Raw genomic sequence first — 16,868 nt, 5'->3', positions numbered from 1 at the left:
TCTCCTCATTCCGTTTCCCGCCTCACATAAGGAGGGCTCAATCTGCCCGCAAGCTGAAGCCGGCCGCCTGCACACGCCTTGATCTGCCGCAAGCAAGGCGCCGCTCCGCGCCTCAGCCCGGCCGCCTGCCGGCCTTCTCCCAGACCATGTCGATCATCGCCTGGGTGCCGCGCGAAAATTCCAGCGGGCAGGGATAGGGCTTGCCCTCGCGCACCGAGCGGCAGAAGGCCTCCACCTGCAGCACATAATGATTGGCACCGGGAAAGCGCTCGGTCGTCACCGTGAGATTGCCGCGATGAAGCTCGATCTCCGCCTGCCCGAAGACCAGCGGATTGAACGGCGCGGTCAGGCGCATCACGCCCTCCTCGCCGTGAAAGGTCATCACCTGGCGGGGATGCATCCGCATCGAGGTGCCCGCCGAGAAATGGAAGGAAGGGAAGGCCGCGGTGAGGGAGGCGAACACATCCACCCCGCCTTCCCATTCGATGCGGGCCGAAAGGATCTCCTGCGGCTCCTCGCCGGTGACGAAACGGGTCGAACCCATGGTGTAGACGCCGATGTCGGGGATCGAGCCGCCGCCCGTGTCAGGCCGGTTGCGGATGTTGCCGGGATCGGCGCGGTTGTCATAGCTGAAGAAGCCGTCCACCTGCCTGAGCCGGCCGATGGCGCCCTCGCGGTAGAGCTCGCGCGCCCGCTGCCACTGCGGGTGGTGGACGATCATGAAGGCCTCGGCGACCACGAGCCCGCTCTCGTCGCGCAGGGCGATGAGCTCGTCGATCTCGCTTGCGCGCATGGCGATGGGCTTTTCACACAGCACATGCTTGCCCGCCGCAATCGCCTTTTTCGTCCATTCCACGTGCAGCGTGTTGGGCAGCGGGATGTAGACGGCGTCAACCTCGGGGTCGGCGAGCAGCGCGTCATAGCTGTAGTGCACGTTCAGCCGCGGCTGAAGGGCGCGAAAGGGCGCGGCCTTGTCCGAGGACGAGGTGGCAAGCGCGACGAGCTCCGCGCCGCGCGCAAGGTGGATTGCCGGCGCCATCTGCTCGCGGGCGAATTTCGCCGCCCCGAGAATGCCCCAGCGAACCGGATCGGTGGACATGAGCAAGACCCTCCTGACACTGTCGGCGCCACTTTAGAGGCCGGGCCGGCACTGGCAAGGCGGTGGCGGTTGAAGCGGCCCGCCGCGCACACTACCGTCAGGGCGAGGCCGGCGGCCGCCGGCTGTCCGCCCCCAAGGTCAGGAGAGCATGCGCATGAGGGATCGTGCCCCCCAGCCCGTCTATCTGAAGGATTACCGCCCGCCGGCATGGACGGCGCGGCACACGGCGCTGACCTTCCGCCTGCACCCGACGGCCACGCGGGTCATCTCGCGGATCCGCCTTGCCCCCGGCCCCGAGACGGCCGCGCTCCTCGCCGAGGGCAAGCCGCTGCCGGACCTGCGCCTTGACGGCGAGAAACTCACCCTCATCCGCGCCGCCATCAACGGCGCGCCGCTTTCGCCTTCCGACTTCATCCTTGACGAAACCGGCCTCACCGTGCCTGCGGCGCGCCTTCCGGCCGGCGAGTTCACCTGGGAGGCGGAGGTGGAGATCAACCCGGAGGCCAATACCGCGCTCGAGGGGCTCTACATCTCGCGCGGCATGTATTGCACCCAGTGCGAGGCCGAGGGCTTCCGTCGCATCACCTACTACCCCGACCGCCCCGACGTGATGGCGACCTTCGATGTGCGCATCGAGGGCGATGAGACCACCCCGGTTATGCTGTCGAACGGCAACCCGGTGGCGCGGGGCGAAGGCTGGGCCGAGTGGCGCGACCCCTGGCCAAAGCCCTCCTATCTCTTCGCGCTGGTCGCGGGCGATCTCGTCGCCCACCGCGACCGCTTCACCACCCGCTCGGGCCGCAAGGTCGATCTCGCCGTCTGGGTGCGCAAGGGCGACGAGAATCGCTGCGGCTATGCCATGGACGCGCTCAAGCGCGCCATGCGCTGGGACGAGGAAGTTTACGGGCGCGAATACGACCTTGACGTGTTCAACATCGTCGCCGTGGACGACTTCAACATGGGCGCGATGGAGAACAAGGGGCTCAACATCTTCAACTCGAAATATGTGCTGGCCAGCCCCGAGACGGCGACCGACGCCGACTACGAGCGCATCGAGTCGATCGTCGCGCACGAGTATTTCCACAACTGGACGGGCAACCGCATCACCTGCCGCGACTGGTTCCAGCTCAGCCTGAAGGAGGGGCTGACGGTATTCCGCGACCAGCAGTTCTCGGGCGACCAGCGCAGCCATGCGGTGAAACGCATTGAGGACGTGATCGCGCTGCGCGCCCGCCAGTTCCGCGAGGATGCGGGGCCGCTCGCCCACCCGGTGCGCCCCGAAAGCTACATCGAGATCAACAACTTCTACACCGCCACCGTCTACGAGAAGGGTGCCGAGCTCATCGGCATGCTGCGCCGGCTGGTGGGCGCGGAGGGCTACCGAAAGGCGCTCGATCTCTACTTCGAGCGCCACGACGGGCAGGCCGCCACCATCGAGGACTGGCTCAAGGTCTTCGAGGACGCCACTGGCCGCGACCTCTCGCAGTTCAAGCTGTGGTATTCGCAGGCCGGCACCCCGCGCCTGAAGATCACCGAGGACTGGGACGGCGAGACCTTCACACTGCGCGTCGAGCAGTTCACCCCGCCCACCCCCGGCCAGCCCGAAAAGAAGCCGCTGCACATCCCGCTCGCGCTGGGGCTTCTCAACCCCAACGGCGACGAGGTGATGCCGACGACCATTCTCGAGCTCAGGAGCGCGCGGGAGGAGTTTCGCATCCGCGGGCTCAACGCCCGGCCCATCCCCTCGATCCTGCGCGGCTTCTCGGCCCCGGTGATCGTGGAGCGCGAAAGCACGCCCGAGGAGCGCGCCTTTCTCCTCGCCCACGACACCGACCCCTTCAACAAGTGGGAGGCGGGCCGCGCACTCGCCCGCGACGTGCTGGCCAGCATGGTGCGCGACGGCTCCCAGCCCGGCCCCGCCTATCTTGACGCGCTCGAGCGCGTGGCCCGCGACGAGAGCCTCGATCCGGCCTTCCGCGCGCTGGCGGTGCAGCTGCCCTCCGATGACGACATGGCGCAGTGGCTCTTCGACCACGGCACAACGCCCGACCCGATGGCGATCCGCACCGCGCGCGAGCGGCTCAAGCTCGCGCTTGCCCGCAAGCTCGAGCCGCAGCTTTCCGCGCTCTACGAGTCCATGCGCGTGCCCGGCCCCTACACCCCCGATCCCAAGGCCGCGGGCTGCCGCGCGCTGCGCTCCACGGCGCTGGCGCTGATGACCCGGCTCGACGGCGGGCGCACCGCCGAGCGCGCCTTCCGCGAGGCCGACAACATGACCGAGACGCTCGCGGCGCTCTCGGCGCTGCTCGACATCGGCAAGGGAGAGGAACAGCTTGCAGAGTTCTACCGCCGCTGGGCCCATGACCGGCTGGTGATCGACAAGTGGTTCGCCCTGCAGATCGCCCACGCCCAGCCGCTCGATGCCGCGGTGCGGGCCGAGGAGCTCACCCGCCATCCCGATTTCGAGTGGAAGAACCCCAACCGCTTCCGGGCCGTCTTCGGCGCGCTCGCGGGCAATGCCGCTGGCTTCCACGCGCCGGGCGGCAAGGCCTACGAGCTCATGGCCGACTGGCTGATCCGGCTCGACCCCGTGAACCCCCAGACCGCGGCGCGGATGACGACCGCCTTCGAGACCTGGCGGCGCTACGACGCCGGGCGGCAGGCGGCGATGCGCGCCGCGCTCGAGCGGATCGCCGCCACGCCGGGCCTGAGCCGCGACACCACGGAAATGGTGGGCCGCATCCTCGCGGGCTAAGCGAAGCCGCAGGCCGGGCGGATGACCGCCGAACCCGGACCTTGCCCGCGCTGGACTGTCATGGCACGGTCATGGCAATCTGCAATCACAAGCCGATGCGAGACCGAATCGACCCCCTGATCGCCGAGAGGGCCCCATGGCTCTTCTCCGGCCGCCCCGGAACCCGCCTGGCGCGGGCCGTTCTCGAACGGCTGCTTGGATATCCGCGCACCCTTGAACTCGGCGAATATTACCGCGATCGCCCCAGCGAAGAGATAATGTCGGGCATGGCCGCGATGCTAGCGCACGATGTCCAGGCGACCGGCCTCGAGCATGTCCCCGCCGAAGGCGCGGCTCTGATCGTGGCCAACCACCCCACCGGGATCGCCGACGGCGTCATGCTGTGGTCGGTGCTCGCCCCGCGCCGGCCCGACCTCTACTTCTATGCCAATTCCGACATCCTGCGGGTGCTGCCGCAGATGGCCGATCTGGTGCTGCCCGTCGAATGGCGCCCCGAGAAGCGCACCATGGCCAAGACGCGAGAGACGATGACGCTCACGCGCCGCGCCGTCGAGGCGGGGCGGCTGGGCGTGATCTTCCCCTCCGGCCGGCTCGCCAAGCGCCGTGGCCTTCGCCTCCATGAACGGCCCTGGATGCCCTCGGCGGCGATGATCGCGCGCAAATACAACCTGCCGGTGGTGCCGCTCAACATTCGCGCCCGCAACTCGGCGCTCTTCTACCTCTTCGACCTCATCCACCCCACCCTTCGCGACATCACCCTTTTCCACGAGATGCTCAACAAGGACCGCCAGCCCTTCCGTCTCACCTTCGGCCCGCCCATACCGGCCGCCGCCCTGCCGGCGAAATCCGAAGACGGGATCGAGATGCTGCGGGCGGCGACGCTGGCGCTCGGCGGCCGCCACGCACCCACCGTGAGCCTCATCGACACCACCCGCCGCCCGGCCTGGGCGCGCCGGCTGGCGCCCCAGTCCTGACCTCCTCCCATCATCCTGGTGCAAATACCCGCGCCGCAGGCACGCGCCCGCAAGGGCGCGCCCATGCCCGGCCTTGCCCCGCCGCGCGCCCTCCACTAGAGAAGCGCCGGTCCCCCGAACCGGAAGGCAGGGAAGATGCTAGATCTCAGCTTTGAAGCCCCCAAACCCAAGGTCATCGCCGGCGCGAAACACGACTGGGAGATGGTCATCGGGCTCGAGGTTCACGCCCAGGTCGCCTCGAAAGCCAAGCTGTTCTCCGGTGCCTCCACCCAGTTCGGGGCCGAGCCCAACTCGAACGTCTCCTTCGTCGACGCCGCCATGCCCGGCATGCTGCCGGTGATCAACGAGTTCTGCGTCGAGCAGGCGGTGCGCACCGGGCTCGGACTGAAGGCGAAGATCAATCTCTGGTCGGCCTTCGACCGCAAGAACTACTTCTACCCCGACCTGCCGCAGGGCTATCAGATCAGCCAGCTCTACCACCCCATCGTCGGCGAGGGGGAGGTGATCGTGGACATGGGGCCGGGCATCGCGCGGCGGGTCAGGATCGAACGCATCCATCTGGAGCAGGACGCGGGCAAGTCCATCCACGACATGGACCCCAACTACACCTTCGTCGATCTCAACCGCACGGGCGTCGCGCTGATGGAGATCGTCTCGCGCCCCGACATCCGCGGACCCGAGGAGGCGGCGGCCTATGTCGCCAAGCTGCGCCAGATCATGCGCTATCTCGGCACCTGCGACGGCAACATGCAGAACGGAAACCTGCGCGCCGACGTCAACATCTCGGTCTGCCGGCCCGGCGACTACGAGCGTTTCCTCGAAACCGGCGATGCCAGCCATCTCGGCACCCGCTGCGAGATCAAGAACATGAACTCGCTGCGCTTCATCCAAGCCGCCATCGAGTTCGAGGCGCGCCGCCAGATCGCAATTCTCGAGGACGGCGGCGAAGTGGTGCAGGAGACCCGCCTCTACGATCCCGACCGGGGCGAGACGCGCTCGATGCGCTCCAAGGAAGAGGCGCATGACTACCGCTACTTCCCCTGCCCCGACCTGTTGCCGCTGGAGATCGAGGAGGAATGGGTGGAGGCCATCCGCGCCTCGCTGCCCGAGCTTCCCGACGAGAAGAAGGCCCGTTTCGTCAGCCAGTACGGCATCACCGAATATGACGCGGGCGTGCTGACGGCCGAGCTCGCCAACGCCGAGTATTTCGAGGCGGTGGCGCAGGGGCGCGACGGCAAGATCGCCGCCAACTGGGTCATCAACGAGCTCTTCGGCCGTCTCAACAAGGAAGGGCTCAGCATCGAGGAGAGCCCCGTCTCGGCCGAGCAGCTTGGCGGCATTCTCGATCTGATGGCCAAGGGCGACATTTCCTCGAAGATCGCCAAGGAGCTTTTCGAGATCGTCTGGACCGAGGGCGGCGATCCGGCCGAGATCGTCGAGGCACGGGGGATGCGCCAGGTCACCGACACCGCCGCCATCGAGGCAGAGGTTGACCGGATCATCGCCGAGAACCCCGCCCAGGTGGAAAAGGCAAAGGCCAACCCCAAGGTGGCCGGCTGGTTCGTGGGTCAGGTGATGAAGGCCACCGGCGGCAAGGCCAACCCCAAGGCCGTCAACGAGATCGTGGCGAAGAAGCTCGGGCTCTGAGCGGGTGAGGCGGACTTGCGTCCGCCTGCCTTCGGCGAGGGTATTTGGCCCAGGGTGAGGGGTGCTGGGGCGCTCAGCCCGAGGTGAGGCGCCTTGCGAAGCGCGGCAGGCGGGCAGCCTTGAGCATCGCGCGCATTGGCATTTCCGCCCCCATCAGCTCCGTGACGGTCTCGCGGGCGTCCTCGGCGGCCTGTCGAAGCGGTTCTTCGTCCCACGCCAGGCGCTCGGTGAGAAAGGCATCGGGATGGAGGGCGATGAGCCCGTGCGGCGCCAGCGCCGCGCGCGGGAAGTCGCGGGTGTTGAAGGTGATGATCGTCTGCGCCCGGCCGGCGATGGCGGTGGCGAGCACATGCACGTCGCTCTCATCCGGCAGCCAGTAGCGCGCCTCGAGATCGGGGCGCGGCGGCACCTCGCCCTCCGGCCAGCGCATGCGCATCACGACAGCGTCCGCCTCGGCGGCGGCGGCATCGACGGCGCCGCGCCGCTCGGCCACCCGGCGCCATTCCTCGAGAAGTCGCTGAGACCAGACGGGCTCGATGAGGCCCGAGGCGGCGAGCGAGAGGAAGATGAGCCGCGGCACCAGCGGCACGAGCACGCAGGCATCGAGGACGGCGCGCATCAGTCCAGACGGAAGAACAGCGCCTTCAGATAGCCCGATTCGGCCAGCTGCGGCAGTTGCGGATGATCGGGGCCTGCAAAGCCCACATGAAGGAGCTGTGCGGCGCGTCCTGCCCGACCAATGCCGCGGATCGAGGCGGCCGAGAAGCGCGTCAGATCGGCCGCGTGCGAGCAGGAACAGAGCACGAGAAAGCCGCCTCCCGAGACCAGCGGCGCGGCGAGCCGCGCGAGGCGCTCATAGGCCCGCAGCCCCCTCTCGAGCGCCTGCCGCGAGGGCGCAAAGGCAGGCGGATCGCAGATGACCAGATCGAAGCGCGCGCCCTCCCCGCCGATGGCGGCAAGGGCCTCGAAGGCATCGGCGCGCCGCGTGGTCAGCCGGTCGGCCACGCCGCTGGCCTCTGCGCCTCTCGCAGCGAGGTCGAGCGCGGCCTGCGAGCCGTCGATGGCGAGCGCCTCTGTCGCGCCGGCCACCAGCGCGGCGAGCGCGAAACCGCCGACGTGCGAGAAGACGTCGAGCACGCGTCCTCCCCCGGCCAGCCGGGCGGCGAAGGCATGGTTGTCGCGTTGGTCGTAATAGAGCCCGGTCTTCTGGCCGCCCATCAGATCGGCGAGATAGACGGCGCCGTTCATCGGCACCTCGACCGGCCCATCGAGCACGCCGCGCAGCAGGCGCGCCGCGTTTTCGAGCCCCTCGAGCCGGCGCGCGCGCGCCATGCCGTTCATCACCACGGTCTCGACACCGGTTAACTCAACCAGCGCCTCCGTCAGAGGCTCGATGAGCCGGTCCGCCCATGCGGCGTTGGGCTGAATCACCGCGGCCTCGCCGAATCGGTCGATGACGACGCCGGGCAGGCCATCGGCTTCGGCGTGAACGAGCCGGTAATGTGGCGTCGGATAGAGGCGCGCGCGCAGCTCCTGCGCCCTGGAAAGGCGCGCCGCAAACCATGCGGGGCCGACTTCGGCGGATGAATCGCGGTCGAGCAGGCGCGCGGCGATCTTCGAGGCCGGGTTGACCGCCACAAGCCCGAGCGGGTTGCGTTCACTGTCCTCGAGAACGGCAAGGCTGCCGGGCGGCAGCGCGCGCGTGCGCCTGTCCAGCACCAGGTCATCGGCGTAGGCCCAGGGATGGCCGTGGCGAATGTCGCGGGCGCGTGACTTCGGCCTCAGCCGGACAACGGGAAGGGAGGGATCGCTCATCCCTCCCTCCTATTGCGCATTCAGGCGAGGGTGAAGACCTCAGCCCTGATTGAGAAGCCCGATGATGCCGGTATTCTCGGCGTGATAGCCTTCGGGCCGGGTGAACTCCTGGCGGATCACCTCTGCCAGATGACGGGTGATTCGCACTTTCTGCGTGATGCCCTGCGCCTCGGCGGCCACGGCCGCCTGTCCGCCAAGCGCCTTGAAATCGGCCTTGATGAAGCGCCGCTCGACGATTGGCTCGCCGGTCTCGGCATCAAGCACGGTCAGGTAGAACTGGATCGCATGCACCCCGCCAAAGGTGTAGCGGGCCTTCTTTGTCAGCGCGTGGAACCGGGCCACCTCGACCAGGAGCTTTACGCCGCGCGGGCCGTTGAAATCCTTGACACCCTCGGCAAGGCCAGCCAGCACGATGCCGGCGACCTGCTCGTAGCGGTCACCGGGGGGATCCTCCTGCCAGACAATGTCGCCGCGCGGCAGATAGCTGTTGCGTTCCGAAACCTTGAGCGTGCGCGGCACCTTCACGTCGATCTCGGTGACGTGCACGGGCACGGCAACCTCGCTCGCCGGTTCCACCCGCGGGGTTGCGATGGGTCCGGCGGGGTCGAGTGCGCGGCTCACCGGCGGGGCGGTGCCCGCACTGTCGATGCTCGCGCAGGCCGAGAGCGAAAGCGCGGTCAGGGCGACGAGCCCGAGGCGCAGAATGGTTGCAGTCTTCGCCATCTTGTCCACCTCCGGGGCGGTTGTCTGTGATCGGTCACAGAACCTCGCCCCGGAATGTGGCACAGTTGCGGACAATTCGGCGCAAATCGTTGACGATCAGTCAACAGCGCCCGCGCACAAAGGCGTCAGGCGTGGCGATGGGCGCCAAAGCCCGGCAGGTGAGACGCGGCCCGGCGCAGTTGCCGGCCGATCCACCGGGATGCGGCGCGCAGGCCGGCGGCGGTCGTCTCGGCGCGCAGCTTGCGGGCGCGGGCCTCGATCTCGACCGGGTCGTAGGTGAGGATGTCTTCGCGGTTCATGGTGGTTGCTCTTCCGTTGGAGTTGTCAACTCCTCCCGGCCTCGAACGTAGGCGCTGCTGCCCCCGATGAGCACCGCCAAGCCTGCAAGCCCGGATTGCGCCTGTGTAATGGCGCCATTCTTTCCTCAACCCTTCGCATCCCGGCCTTGTTAGCGCTAACAAGGGCTGCTAAACGGGGGCCGGGCACCAAAGCCGGGAGCATGCCATGGGCCTTCACCCCGAGATCGAAGCCGTCACCGAACGCATCCGCGAACGCAGCCGCGAGAGCCGCGCCGCCTATCTGGAGCGCGTTGCCCGCGCCGCCGAGGAAGGGCCGCGGCGGGCGCATCTGTCATGCGGCAACCTTGCCCATGCGGTGGCGGCGGCGGGCGATGACAAGCCGCGGCTCGCGGAGGGGCGGGCGCCGAACCTCGGCATCATCACCGCCTACAACGACATGCTTTCGGCGCATCAGCCCTTTGCGGCCTTTCCCGATCTCATCAAGGCGGCCGCGCGGCAGGCGGGCGGCACGGCGCAGGTGGCCGGCGGCGTCCCGGCGATGTGCGACGGGGTCACGCAGGGGCGCGTGGGCATGGAAATGTCGCTCTTCTCGCGCGACGTGATCGCGCTCGCGGCGGGGGTTGGGCTTGCGCATGACTGCTTCGACGCGGTTGCCTATCTCGGCGTGTGCGACAAGATCGTGCCGGGGCTCGTGATCGCGGCGGCGACATGGGGGCACCTGCCGGCGATCTTCCTGCCCGCAGGCCCCATGCCCTCGGGCATCCCCAACGACGAGAAGGCGCGCGTGCGGCAGGCTTACGCCGAAGGCAAGGCCACGCGCGAGGAGCTGCTCGCCGCCGAGATGGCCAGCTACCACGCGCCCGGCACCTGCACCTTCTATGGCACCGCCAATTCCAACCAGATGCTGATGGAGGTGATGGGGCTGCATCTGCCCGGCGCCTCCTTCGTGCCGCCGAACACGGCCCTGCGCGCGGCGCTCACCGCAGAAGGCGTCCGCCGCGTGCTCGAGATCACCGCGCTCGGCAACGACTACACGCCGGCCGCGGAAGTGCTCGACGTGCCCGCATTCGTCAACGGCATCGTCGGGCTGATGGCCACGGGCGGATCGACCAACCTCGTCATTCACCTGCCCGCCATGGCGCGGGCGGCGGGCATTCTGCTTGATGTCTCCGATTTCGACGCCATCGCCCGCGTGACCCCGCTTCTGGCGCGGGTCTATCCGAATGGCCTTGCCGACGTGAACCAGTTCCACGCCGCGGGAGGGCTGCAGTTTCTCATCGGCGAGCTTCTCGACGCGGGGCTTCTGAACCCCGATGTGCGCACGGTCGCCGGCCCCGGCCTCGAGCGCTACCGCCAAGAGCCGCGCCTTGAGAACGGCACGCTCGTCTGGGGCGAGGGGCCGCGCGAAAGCCTTGATGCGCGCATCCTTCGGCCCTTCGCCGAGCCTTTTCAGCCCACCGGCGGGCTGATGGAGCTGTCGGGCAATCTCGGCCGCGCGGTCATCAAGGTCTCGGCCGTTGCGCCCGAGCACCGTGTCATCGAGGCGCCGGCGCGCGTCTTCGACAGCCAGGAGGCGGTGCGCGAGGCTTTCCGCGCCGGCGAATTCACCGAGGATTGCGTGGTGGTCGTGCGCTTCCAGGGGCCGCGCGCCAACGGCATGCCGGAGCTGCACGGGCTTACGCCGATTCTCTCCTCGCTGCTTGCGCGCGGGCTGAAGGTGGCGCTTGTCACCGACGGGCGCATGTCCGGCGCCTCCGGCAAGGTGCCCGCGGCGATCCACCTCTGCCCCGAGGCGGCGGCAGGCGGGCCGATCGCCCGGCTCAGGGATGGCGATGTGATCCGGCTTGACGCGACCGCCGGAACGCTCGAGGTTCGCGGCGCCGATCTCGCCACGCGCACGCCGGCCGCCACCCCGGCAGGCACCGGCGCGCCGGGCATGGGGCGCGAGCTTTTCTCCGCCTTCCGCGAGCGCGTGGGCGATGCCACCGACGGCGCGGCCGTGATCGTGTGAGATGCGCAAGGGAGCCTGAGCCATGCCCATCACCCCCCGTGAGGCCAGCACGCGCACGCTGGAAATCTGCCGCCTCGCGCCGGTCATCCCGGTGCTGGTGATCGAGGACGCGCGCCTCGCCCGCCCGCTCGCCGAGGCACTTGTCGCCGGTGGCCTGCCGGCGCTGGAAGTCACGCTGCGCACGCCGGCCGCGCTCGAGGCGATCGAGGAGATGGCGGCGGTGGAGGGCGGGATCGTCGGCGCGGGCACGCTGCTCACGCCCGAGGACGTTGCCGCGGCAAAGGCGGCCGGCGCGCGTTTCGGGGTCTCGCCCGGAGCGACCGACCGGCTTCTCGAGGCGGCCGAGGCCGAGGGTCTGCCGCTTCTGCCGGGGGCGGCCACGGCGTCAGAGGCGATGGCGCTTCTCGAGCGCGGCTACACGGTGCAGAAGTTCTTTCCCGCCGAAGCGGCAGGCGGCGCGCGCGCGCTCGGCGCCTTTGCCGCGCCGCTGCCCCAGATCACCTTCTGCCCCACCGGGGGCGTCTCGCCGCAGAACGCGCCGGACTATCTGAAACTGCCCAATGTCATCTGCGTCGGCGGCTCCTGGGTGGCGCCGAAGGCGATGGTCGCCGCCCGCGACTGGGCGGGCATCGAGGCGCTGGCCCGCGCGGCGGCCGCGCTGTCAGCCTGACCGCCGGCGGCCGCCCCGCCGCCGCGGCCGCGCCGGGGGCGCAAGACCGGCCCTGAGAATCGCCGTCATCGGGTGGTCGGGCGCCGCCTGCCCGTGGCGGGCAAGGAGCACGGCAATCGCCTCGCGCTCTTCGATGCCCGCAGGCAGGCGCAAGGCCCAGTCAAGAAAGATCGACCGGCACTCGGCCTCGCCGATGCCCTCGATGCGGTAGGCCTCGCGGATGAGCCCGACCGGGTCAACCTCACGCTCGTCCTGCATGCGTCATCTCCTGCAGCCGCGCCAAAGGCTAGCGGGGAGATCGGAAACCCTCAACCGCATGCCCTCGCCGGGCCGGGCAGTGATTCCCGGCCGCCTCACGCTGTCGCCAGATCCGATGCGCTCCAAGGTGAAACCGGGGACATGCGGCCGCCTGGGTGGGCGGGCGCATGCCCGGCGTGACGGCCGGTCGGCTCGGCCGATGACAGGCAAGAAAAAGGGCCCCGAAGGGCCCAGTTTCGCTGATCAGGTTCGTTCGTGATACCGCCCGGTTTCCGCCTGCGACCTGATCCGCGTCTGGGGCGAGCGCACCCGCCCCGTGAACTATTACGCAGCGCCTCATGGACATATTATTAAGGAGGTGAAAAAACCTTCATACTTCAAGTCAGGAAAAAACACTCCACAGATATTCGACAATTTTGCGAGCGACCTCCTTAGCGGACGCGTCATAAAAAGGTCTGAGTTTCTCCACTAGAAAGAGTATCGCCTTCGATTTTTTTCTGGGAACGTTGCTCACGATCCGATCTATATCCTGGGCCGAAATAATAGAAAGCTCGGGAACGCACTTCAATAATTCGGCATAATCATAGCGCATTCTCTTCTGGGCTTTGATGTCCTCAGCATTTACATTCTCGCAATCATTCGCTTCGATGGAATGATCGAATCCGACCGTAGTGATTTTTTTGAGGGTAACTCCTTTGCACCCGTCGAGCTTTATCGCAGCTGTCGCCATCGTTGGTCTCCTCAACTACACCCCGAGGTCGCACCGCAGGTGTTGCACTTCAGGCAGGTGCCGTTTCTGACCAGCGTGTAGTTGCCGCATTCGCCGCAGGGATCGCCCTCATAGCCCTGCATCTTGGCCTTCGTCCGCGCATCGACGGCAACGCTGCCGGTGGCAAGGGCGGTCTGGCTCTCGACGCTCGCGCTCACCATCGTGGCCACACCTGCCTCGGGACTGCCCGCGGCACCGCCGCCGGTGCGGGCCGAGACCCCCTGCCCGCCTTGCAGCACCACGAGCTCCTGCGGCACGCGCTTTCTCAGATAGCCCGAGGAGGAGATCTGCTTGAGCACCTCGATGGGGCTTGCCGCGGTGCTCTCGGGCACCTCGGTGAAGTTGCGCTTGCCTTCCTCCTCGCCGCGCCCGAGCTCGGCCCAGGGCGTGCCCTCGGGCTTCACATGCGCCAGATCGGTGCGGTCGAGATAGCTGATCGCAAGCTCGCGGAAGATGTAGTCGAGGATCGAGGTCGCGTTCTTGATCGAGTCGTTGCCCTGCACCATGCCCGCGGGCTCGAAGCGGGTGAAGGTGAAGGCCTCGACGAACTCCTCGAGCGGCACGCCATACTGGAGGCCCACCGACACGGCGATGGCGAAGTTGTTCATCATCGCCCGGAAGCCGGCACCCTCCTTGTGCATGTCGATGAAGATCTCGCCAAGCGTGCCATCCTCGTATTCGCCGGTGCGCAGGTAAACCTTGTGCCCGCCGACGATGGCCTTCTGGGTGTAGCCGCGGCGGCGATGCGGCAGCTTGCGCCTGAGCCCCCGCTCGGCCTCGCGCACCACCTCGCGGACGACGACCTTCTCCACCACCTTCTCGGCCAGCGTCGCGGCCTTCTCGGTGGGCGTGCCTGCGGCGAGCACCTCCTCGGCCTCCTCGTCATCCTCGATGAGGCTCGCGGCGAGCGGCTGGCTGAGCTTGGAGCCGTCGCGGTAGAGGGCGTTGGCCTTCACCCCCAGCGACCAGCTCAGCTCATAGGCGGCGAGGCAGTCCTCGATGGTGGCGTCGTTGGGCATGTTGATGGTCTTGGAGATGGCGCCGGAGATGAAGCTCTGCGCCGCGGCCATCATGGTGATGTGGCTCTCCACGCTCAGGTAGCGCCGGCCCTTGCGCCCGCAGGGATTGGCGCAGTCGAAGACGGGCAGATGCTCGGGCTTCAGATGCGGTGCCCCCTCGAGCGTCATGGTCCCGCAGACATGATCGTTCGCCGCCTCGATCTGGGCACGGGTGAAGCCCAGGTGCCGCAGCATGTCGAAGGTGGGGTCGGCGAGCTTCTCGGCCGGAATGCCCAGCGTCTCGCGGCAGAAGGCCTCACCCAGCGTCCACTGGTTGAAGACGAAACGGATGTCGAAGGCCGAGGCAAGCGCGGCCTCGATCTTCTCGATCTCGGCAGGGCCGAAACCGTGGCCCGCGAGGCTCACGTGGTTGATGTGCGGGGCGTTGGCCAGCGTGCCATGACCGACAGCGTAGGAGACGATCTCGTCTATCTGGGAGGAGGAATAGCCGAGCGCCTCCAACGCCGCCGGCACCGAGCGGTTGATGATCTTGAAATAGCCACCGCCCGCCAGCTTCTTGAACTTCACCAGCGCAAAGTCCGGCTCGATGCCCGTGGTGTCGCAGTCCATGACAAGGCCGATGGTGCCCGTCGGCGCGATCACGCTGACCTGCGCGTTGCGAAAGCCGTGCTTCTCGCCCAGCGCCAGGGCCTCGTCCCATGCCGCCGCCGCGATGCGGGCGAGCGACGGGTCGGGGCAGTTGGCGTGATCGAGCGGCACCGGCTTCACAGCGAGCCCCTCGTAGCCATCGGTCTCTCCGTGCGCGGCGCGCCGGTGATTGCGGATGACCCTGAGCATGTGCGCCGCGTTGGCCTCGTAGCGGGCGAAGGCGCCAAGCTCGGCGGCCATCTCGGCGGAGGTGGCGTAGGCGGTGCCGGTGAGAATCGCCGTCAACGCCCCGCACATCGCCCGGCCCTCGGGCGAATCATAGGGAAGGCCCATGGTCATCAGGAGCCCGCCGATATTGGCATAGCCGAGCCCAAGCGTGCGGAAGTCGTAGGAGCGCTGCGCGATCTCCCTCGAGGGGAACTGCGCCATCAGCACGCTGATCTCGAGCGTCAGCGTCCACAGCCGCACCGCATGCATGTATTCCTCGACCTGGAAGCGCCCGTCGCGCCAGAAGGCGAGCAGGTTGATCGAGGCCAGATTGCAGGCGGTGTCATCAAGGAACATGTACTCCGAGCACGGGTTCGAGGCGCGAATCGGCCCGTCCTCGGGGCAGGTGTGCCAGGCGTTGATGGTGTCGTGAAACTGGATGCCGGGATCGGCGCAGGCCCAGGCGGCATGTCCGATCTGCTCCCACAGCTCACGCGCCTTGACGACCTTGGCCACCTTGCCGTCGGTGCGGCGGATGAGCTCCCAGTCGGCATCCTCGCGCACCGCCTTGAGGAAGGCGTCGGTCACGCGCACCGAGTTGTTGGAATTCTGCCCCGAGACGGTGGCATAGGCCTCCGAATCCCAGTCGGTGTCGAAGACGGGAAACTCGATCGAGCTGTAGCCCTGGCGCGCGTATTGCAGCACCCGGTTGATGTAGGTCTCGGGGATCGCCGCCTTCTTCGCCGCGCGGATCGCCGCCTTCAGCGCCGCGTTGGCCTTGGGGTCGGTGGCGTCCTCGGCACGCCCGTCCCAGCCGCGGATGGCCGCGAAGATGTCGTTGAGCCGCGCCTGATGGATCTTCGAGCCCGCCACGAGCGAGGCAACCTTCTGCTCCTCGCGCACCTTCCAGTTGATGAATTCCTCGATGTCCGGGTGGTCGGCATCGACGATCACCATCTTCGCCGCGCGCCGCGTGGTGCCGCCCGACTTGATCGCGCCCGCCGCCCGGTCGCCGATGCGCAGGAACCCCATCAGCCCCGAGGACTTGCCCCCGCCCGACAAGGGCTCGCCCTCGGCGCGCAGGCTGGAGAAGTTGGTGCCGGTGCCCGAGCCGTACTTGAACAGCCGCGCCTCGCGCACCCACAGGTCCATGATCCCGCCCTCGTTGACGAGATCGTCCTTGATCGACTGGATGAAGCAGGCGTGCGGCTGCGGATGCTCATAGGCCGACTTCGACTTCACCAGTTTCCCGGTGCGGTAGTCGACGTAGTAGTGACCCTGACCGGGGCGGTCGATGCCGTAGGCCCAGTGCAGGCCGGTGTTGAACCACTGCGGCGAGTTCGGCGCAGCGCGCTGGGTGGCCAGCATGAAGCGCATCTCGTCGTAATAGGCGCGCGCATCGGCCTCGGTGGAGAAATACCCACCCTTCCAGCCCCAGTAGGCCCAGGCGCCGGCGAGGCGGTCGAACACCTGCCGCGCGCTGGTCTCGCCGCCGTAGCGCTTGTCCTCGGGAAGCTCGGCGAGCGCGGCCTCATCGGCCACCGATCGCCACAGGAACTCGGGCACGCCCTTCTCGCGAACGCGCTTCAGCCGCGCCGGCACACCTGCCTTTCGGAAGTACTTCTGCGCGATCACGTCGGAGGCCACCTGGCTCCAGCGTGCCGGCACCTCGACCTCGTCGAGGCGGAACACCACCGTCCCGTCGGGGTTGCGGATCTCCGAGGTGGTGGTGGTGAACTCGATACCCGCGTAAGCGTCTTCCCCCTCGCGCGTGAAGTGGCGTTCGATCTTCATCTGGCGTCTTCCCGTCCTTCGTTTTCCCTGCCCCGAGCGCGCCCGTCTTCGCGCGGGCCGCGCCGGTTCCTCAGCCGCCGGAACAGGACAGGGACCACCGGCCGGGCGGCGCACAGCGCGGTCGCCCTTGGTCCCGCAGCGGCGGGCAGTGCCTGAAGGTGATCCGTTCCTGCCCCGTCC

General features: G+C 68.1%; 13 protein-coding genes. 5 read left to right on the top strand and 8 right to left on the bottom strand.

The features are described 5' to 3' along the window. Nucleotides 1-112 precede the first annotated feature (112 nt). A complete protein-coding gene (locus BLQ14_RS05745) occupies nucleotides 113-1,099 on the bottom strand; it encodes a Gfo/Idh/MocA family protein (protein WP_092499102.1) in 987 nt (328 codons plus the stop codon). A gap of 154 nt (nucleotides 1,100-1,253) precedes the next feature. Between BLQ14_RS05745 and pepN the strand changes: the two genes are divergently transcribed. The 3 genes from pepN (at nucleotide 1,254) to gatB (ending at nucleotide 6,475) form a co-directional block, all read left to right on the top strand. Then, the gene (gene pepN / locus BLQ14_RS05740) at nucleotides 1,254-3,854 is read left to right on the top strand and encodes an aminopeptidase N (protein ID WP_092499474.1); all 2,601 of its coding nucleotides are present in this window, start codon (nucleotides 1,254-1,256) and stop codon (nucleotides 3,852-3,854) included. Nucleotides 3,855-3,925: 71 nt separating this feature from the next. Beyond that, the gene (locus BLQ14_RS05735) at nucleotides 3,926-4,828 is read left to right on the top strand and encodes a 1-acyl-sn-glycerol-3-phosphate acyltransferase (RefSeq protein WP_245656955.1); all 903 of its coding nucleotides are present in this window, start codon (nucleotides 3,926-3,928) and stop codon (nucleotides 4,826-4,828) included. A gap of 135 nt (nucleotides 4,829-4,963) precedes the next feature. Beyond that, a complete protein-coding gene (gatB, locus tag BLQ14_RS05730; RefSeq protein ID WP_092499101.1) occupies nucleotides 4,964-6,475 on the top strand; it encodes an Asp-tRNA(Asn)/Glu-tRNA(Gln) amidotransferase subunit GatB in 1,512 nt (503 codons plus the stop codon). Between the two features lie 73 nt (nucleotides 6,476-6,548). Here gatB and BLQ14_RS05725 read toward each other — a convergent pair whose 3' ends face one another. The 4 genes from BLQ14_RS05725 to BLQ14_RS15365 all read right to left on the bottom strand — a co-directional run bounded on the left by BLQ14_RS05725 (nucleotide 6,549) and on the right by BLQ14_RS15365 (nucleotide 9,312). Next, nucleotides 6,549-7,094, bottom strand: coding sequence for an RSP_2648 family PIN domain-containing protein (locus tag BLQ14_RS05725; RefSeq protein ID WP_092499100.1), 546 nt, complete (start codon nucleotides 7,092-7,094; stop codon nucleotides 6,549-6,551). After that, nucleotides 7,094-8,290, bottom strand: coding sequence for an RSP_2647 family RNA methyltransferase (locus BLQ14_RS05720; RefSeq protein ID WP_092499099.1), 1,197 nt, complete (start codon nucleotides 8,288-8,290; stop codon nucleotides 7,094-7,096). Before BLQ14_RS05720 ends, BLQ14_RS05725 begins: the two co-directional genes overlap by 1 nt. Before the next feature lie 39 nt (nucleotides 8,291-8,329). Further along, on the bottom strand, nucleotides 8,330-9,013 hold the full coding sequence (locus tag BLQ14_RS05715) for a DUF6778 family protein (protein WP_245656953.1): 684 nt from the start codon (nucleotides 9,011-9,013) through the stop codon (nucleotides 8,330-8,332). 125 nt (nucleotides 9,014-9,138) lie between these two features. Then, nucleotides 9,139-9,312 carry an RSP_7527 family protein gene (locus BLQ14_RS15365; RefSeq protein WP_170068406.1) on the bottom strand — a complete coding sequence of 58 codons (174 nt, stop codon included), beginning with the start codon at nucleotides 9,310-9,312 and terminating at the stop codon, nucleotides 9,139-9,141. Nucleotides 9,313-9,517: 205 nt separating this feature from the next. Here BLQ14_RS15365 and edd point away from each other — a divergent pair, with 205 nt between their 5' ends. Both edd and eda read left to right on the top strand, forming a co-directional pair. Next, complete coding sequence (gene edd / locus BLQ14_RS05710) at nucleotides 9,518-11,323, top strand: phosphogluconate dehydratase (RefSeq protein ID WP_092499098.1); 1,806 nt, start codon at nucleotides 9,518-9,520, stop codon at nucleotides 11,321-11,323. Between the two features lie 22 nt (nucleotides 11,324-11,345). Further along, entirely contained in the window at nucleotides 11,346-11,993 is a 648-nt protein-coding gene (eda, locus tag BLQ14_RS05705) for a bifunctional 4-hydroxy-2-oxoglutarate aldolase/2-dehydro-3-deoxy-phosphogluconate aldolase (RefSeq protein ID WP_425412082.1), read from the top strand. Here eda and BLQ14_RS05700 read toward each other — a convergent pair. From BLQ14_RS05700 to BLQ14_RS05695, 3 genes are all read right to left on the bottom strand, one after another. Continuing rightward, on the bottom strand, nucleotides 11,985-12,251 hold the full coding sequence (locus BLQ14_RS05700) for a hypothetical protein (protein WP_092499097.1): 267 nt from the start codon (nucleotides 12,249-12,251) through the stop codon (nucleotides 11,985-11,987). The two genes, eda and BLQ14_RS05700, sit on opposite strands and share 9 nt — an antisense overlap. 382 nt (nucleotides 12,252-12,633) lie before the next feature. Continuing rightward, entirely contained in the window at nucleotides 12,634-12,981 is a 348-nt protein-coding gene (locus BLQ14_RS15260) for a hypothetical protein (RefSeq protein ID WP_143004460.1), read from the bottom strand. 11 nt (nucleotides 12,982-12,992) lie between these two features. Next, a complete protein-coding gene (locus BLQ14_RS05695) occupies nucleotides 12,993-16,688 on the bottom strand; it encodes a vitamin B12-dependent ribonucleotide reductase (protein WP_092499094.1) in 3,696 nt (1,231 codons plus the stop codon). Nucleotides 16,689-16,868 lie beyond the last annotated feature (180 nt).

Origin of the sequence: Meinhardsimonia xiamenensis (assembly GCF_900102905.1) — a bacterium.
In the GTDB taxonomy this organism is placed as follows: Bacteria; Pseudomonadota; Alphaproteobacteria; order Rhodobacterales; family Rhodobacteraceae; genus Meinhardsimonia; species Meinhardsimonia xiamenensis.
Note: the sequence above shows the minus strand (reverse complement) of the source record. Positions and strands in the feature narration are given on the sequence as shown.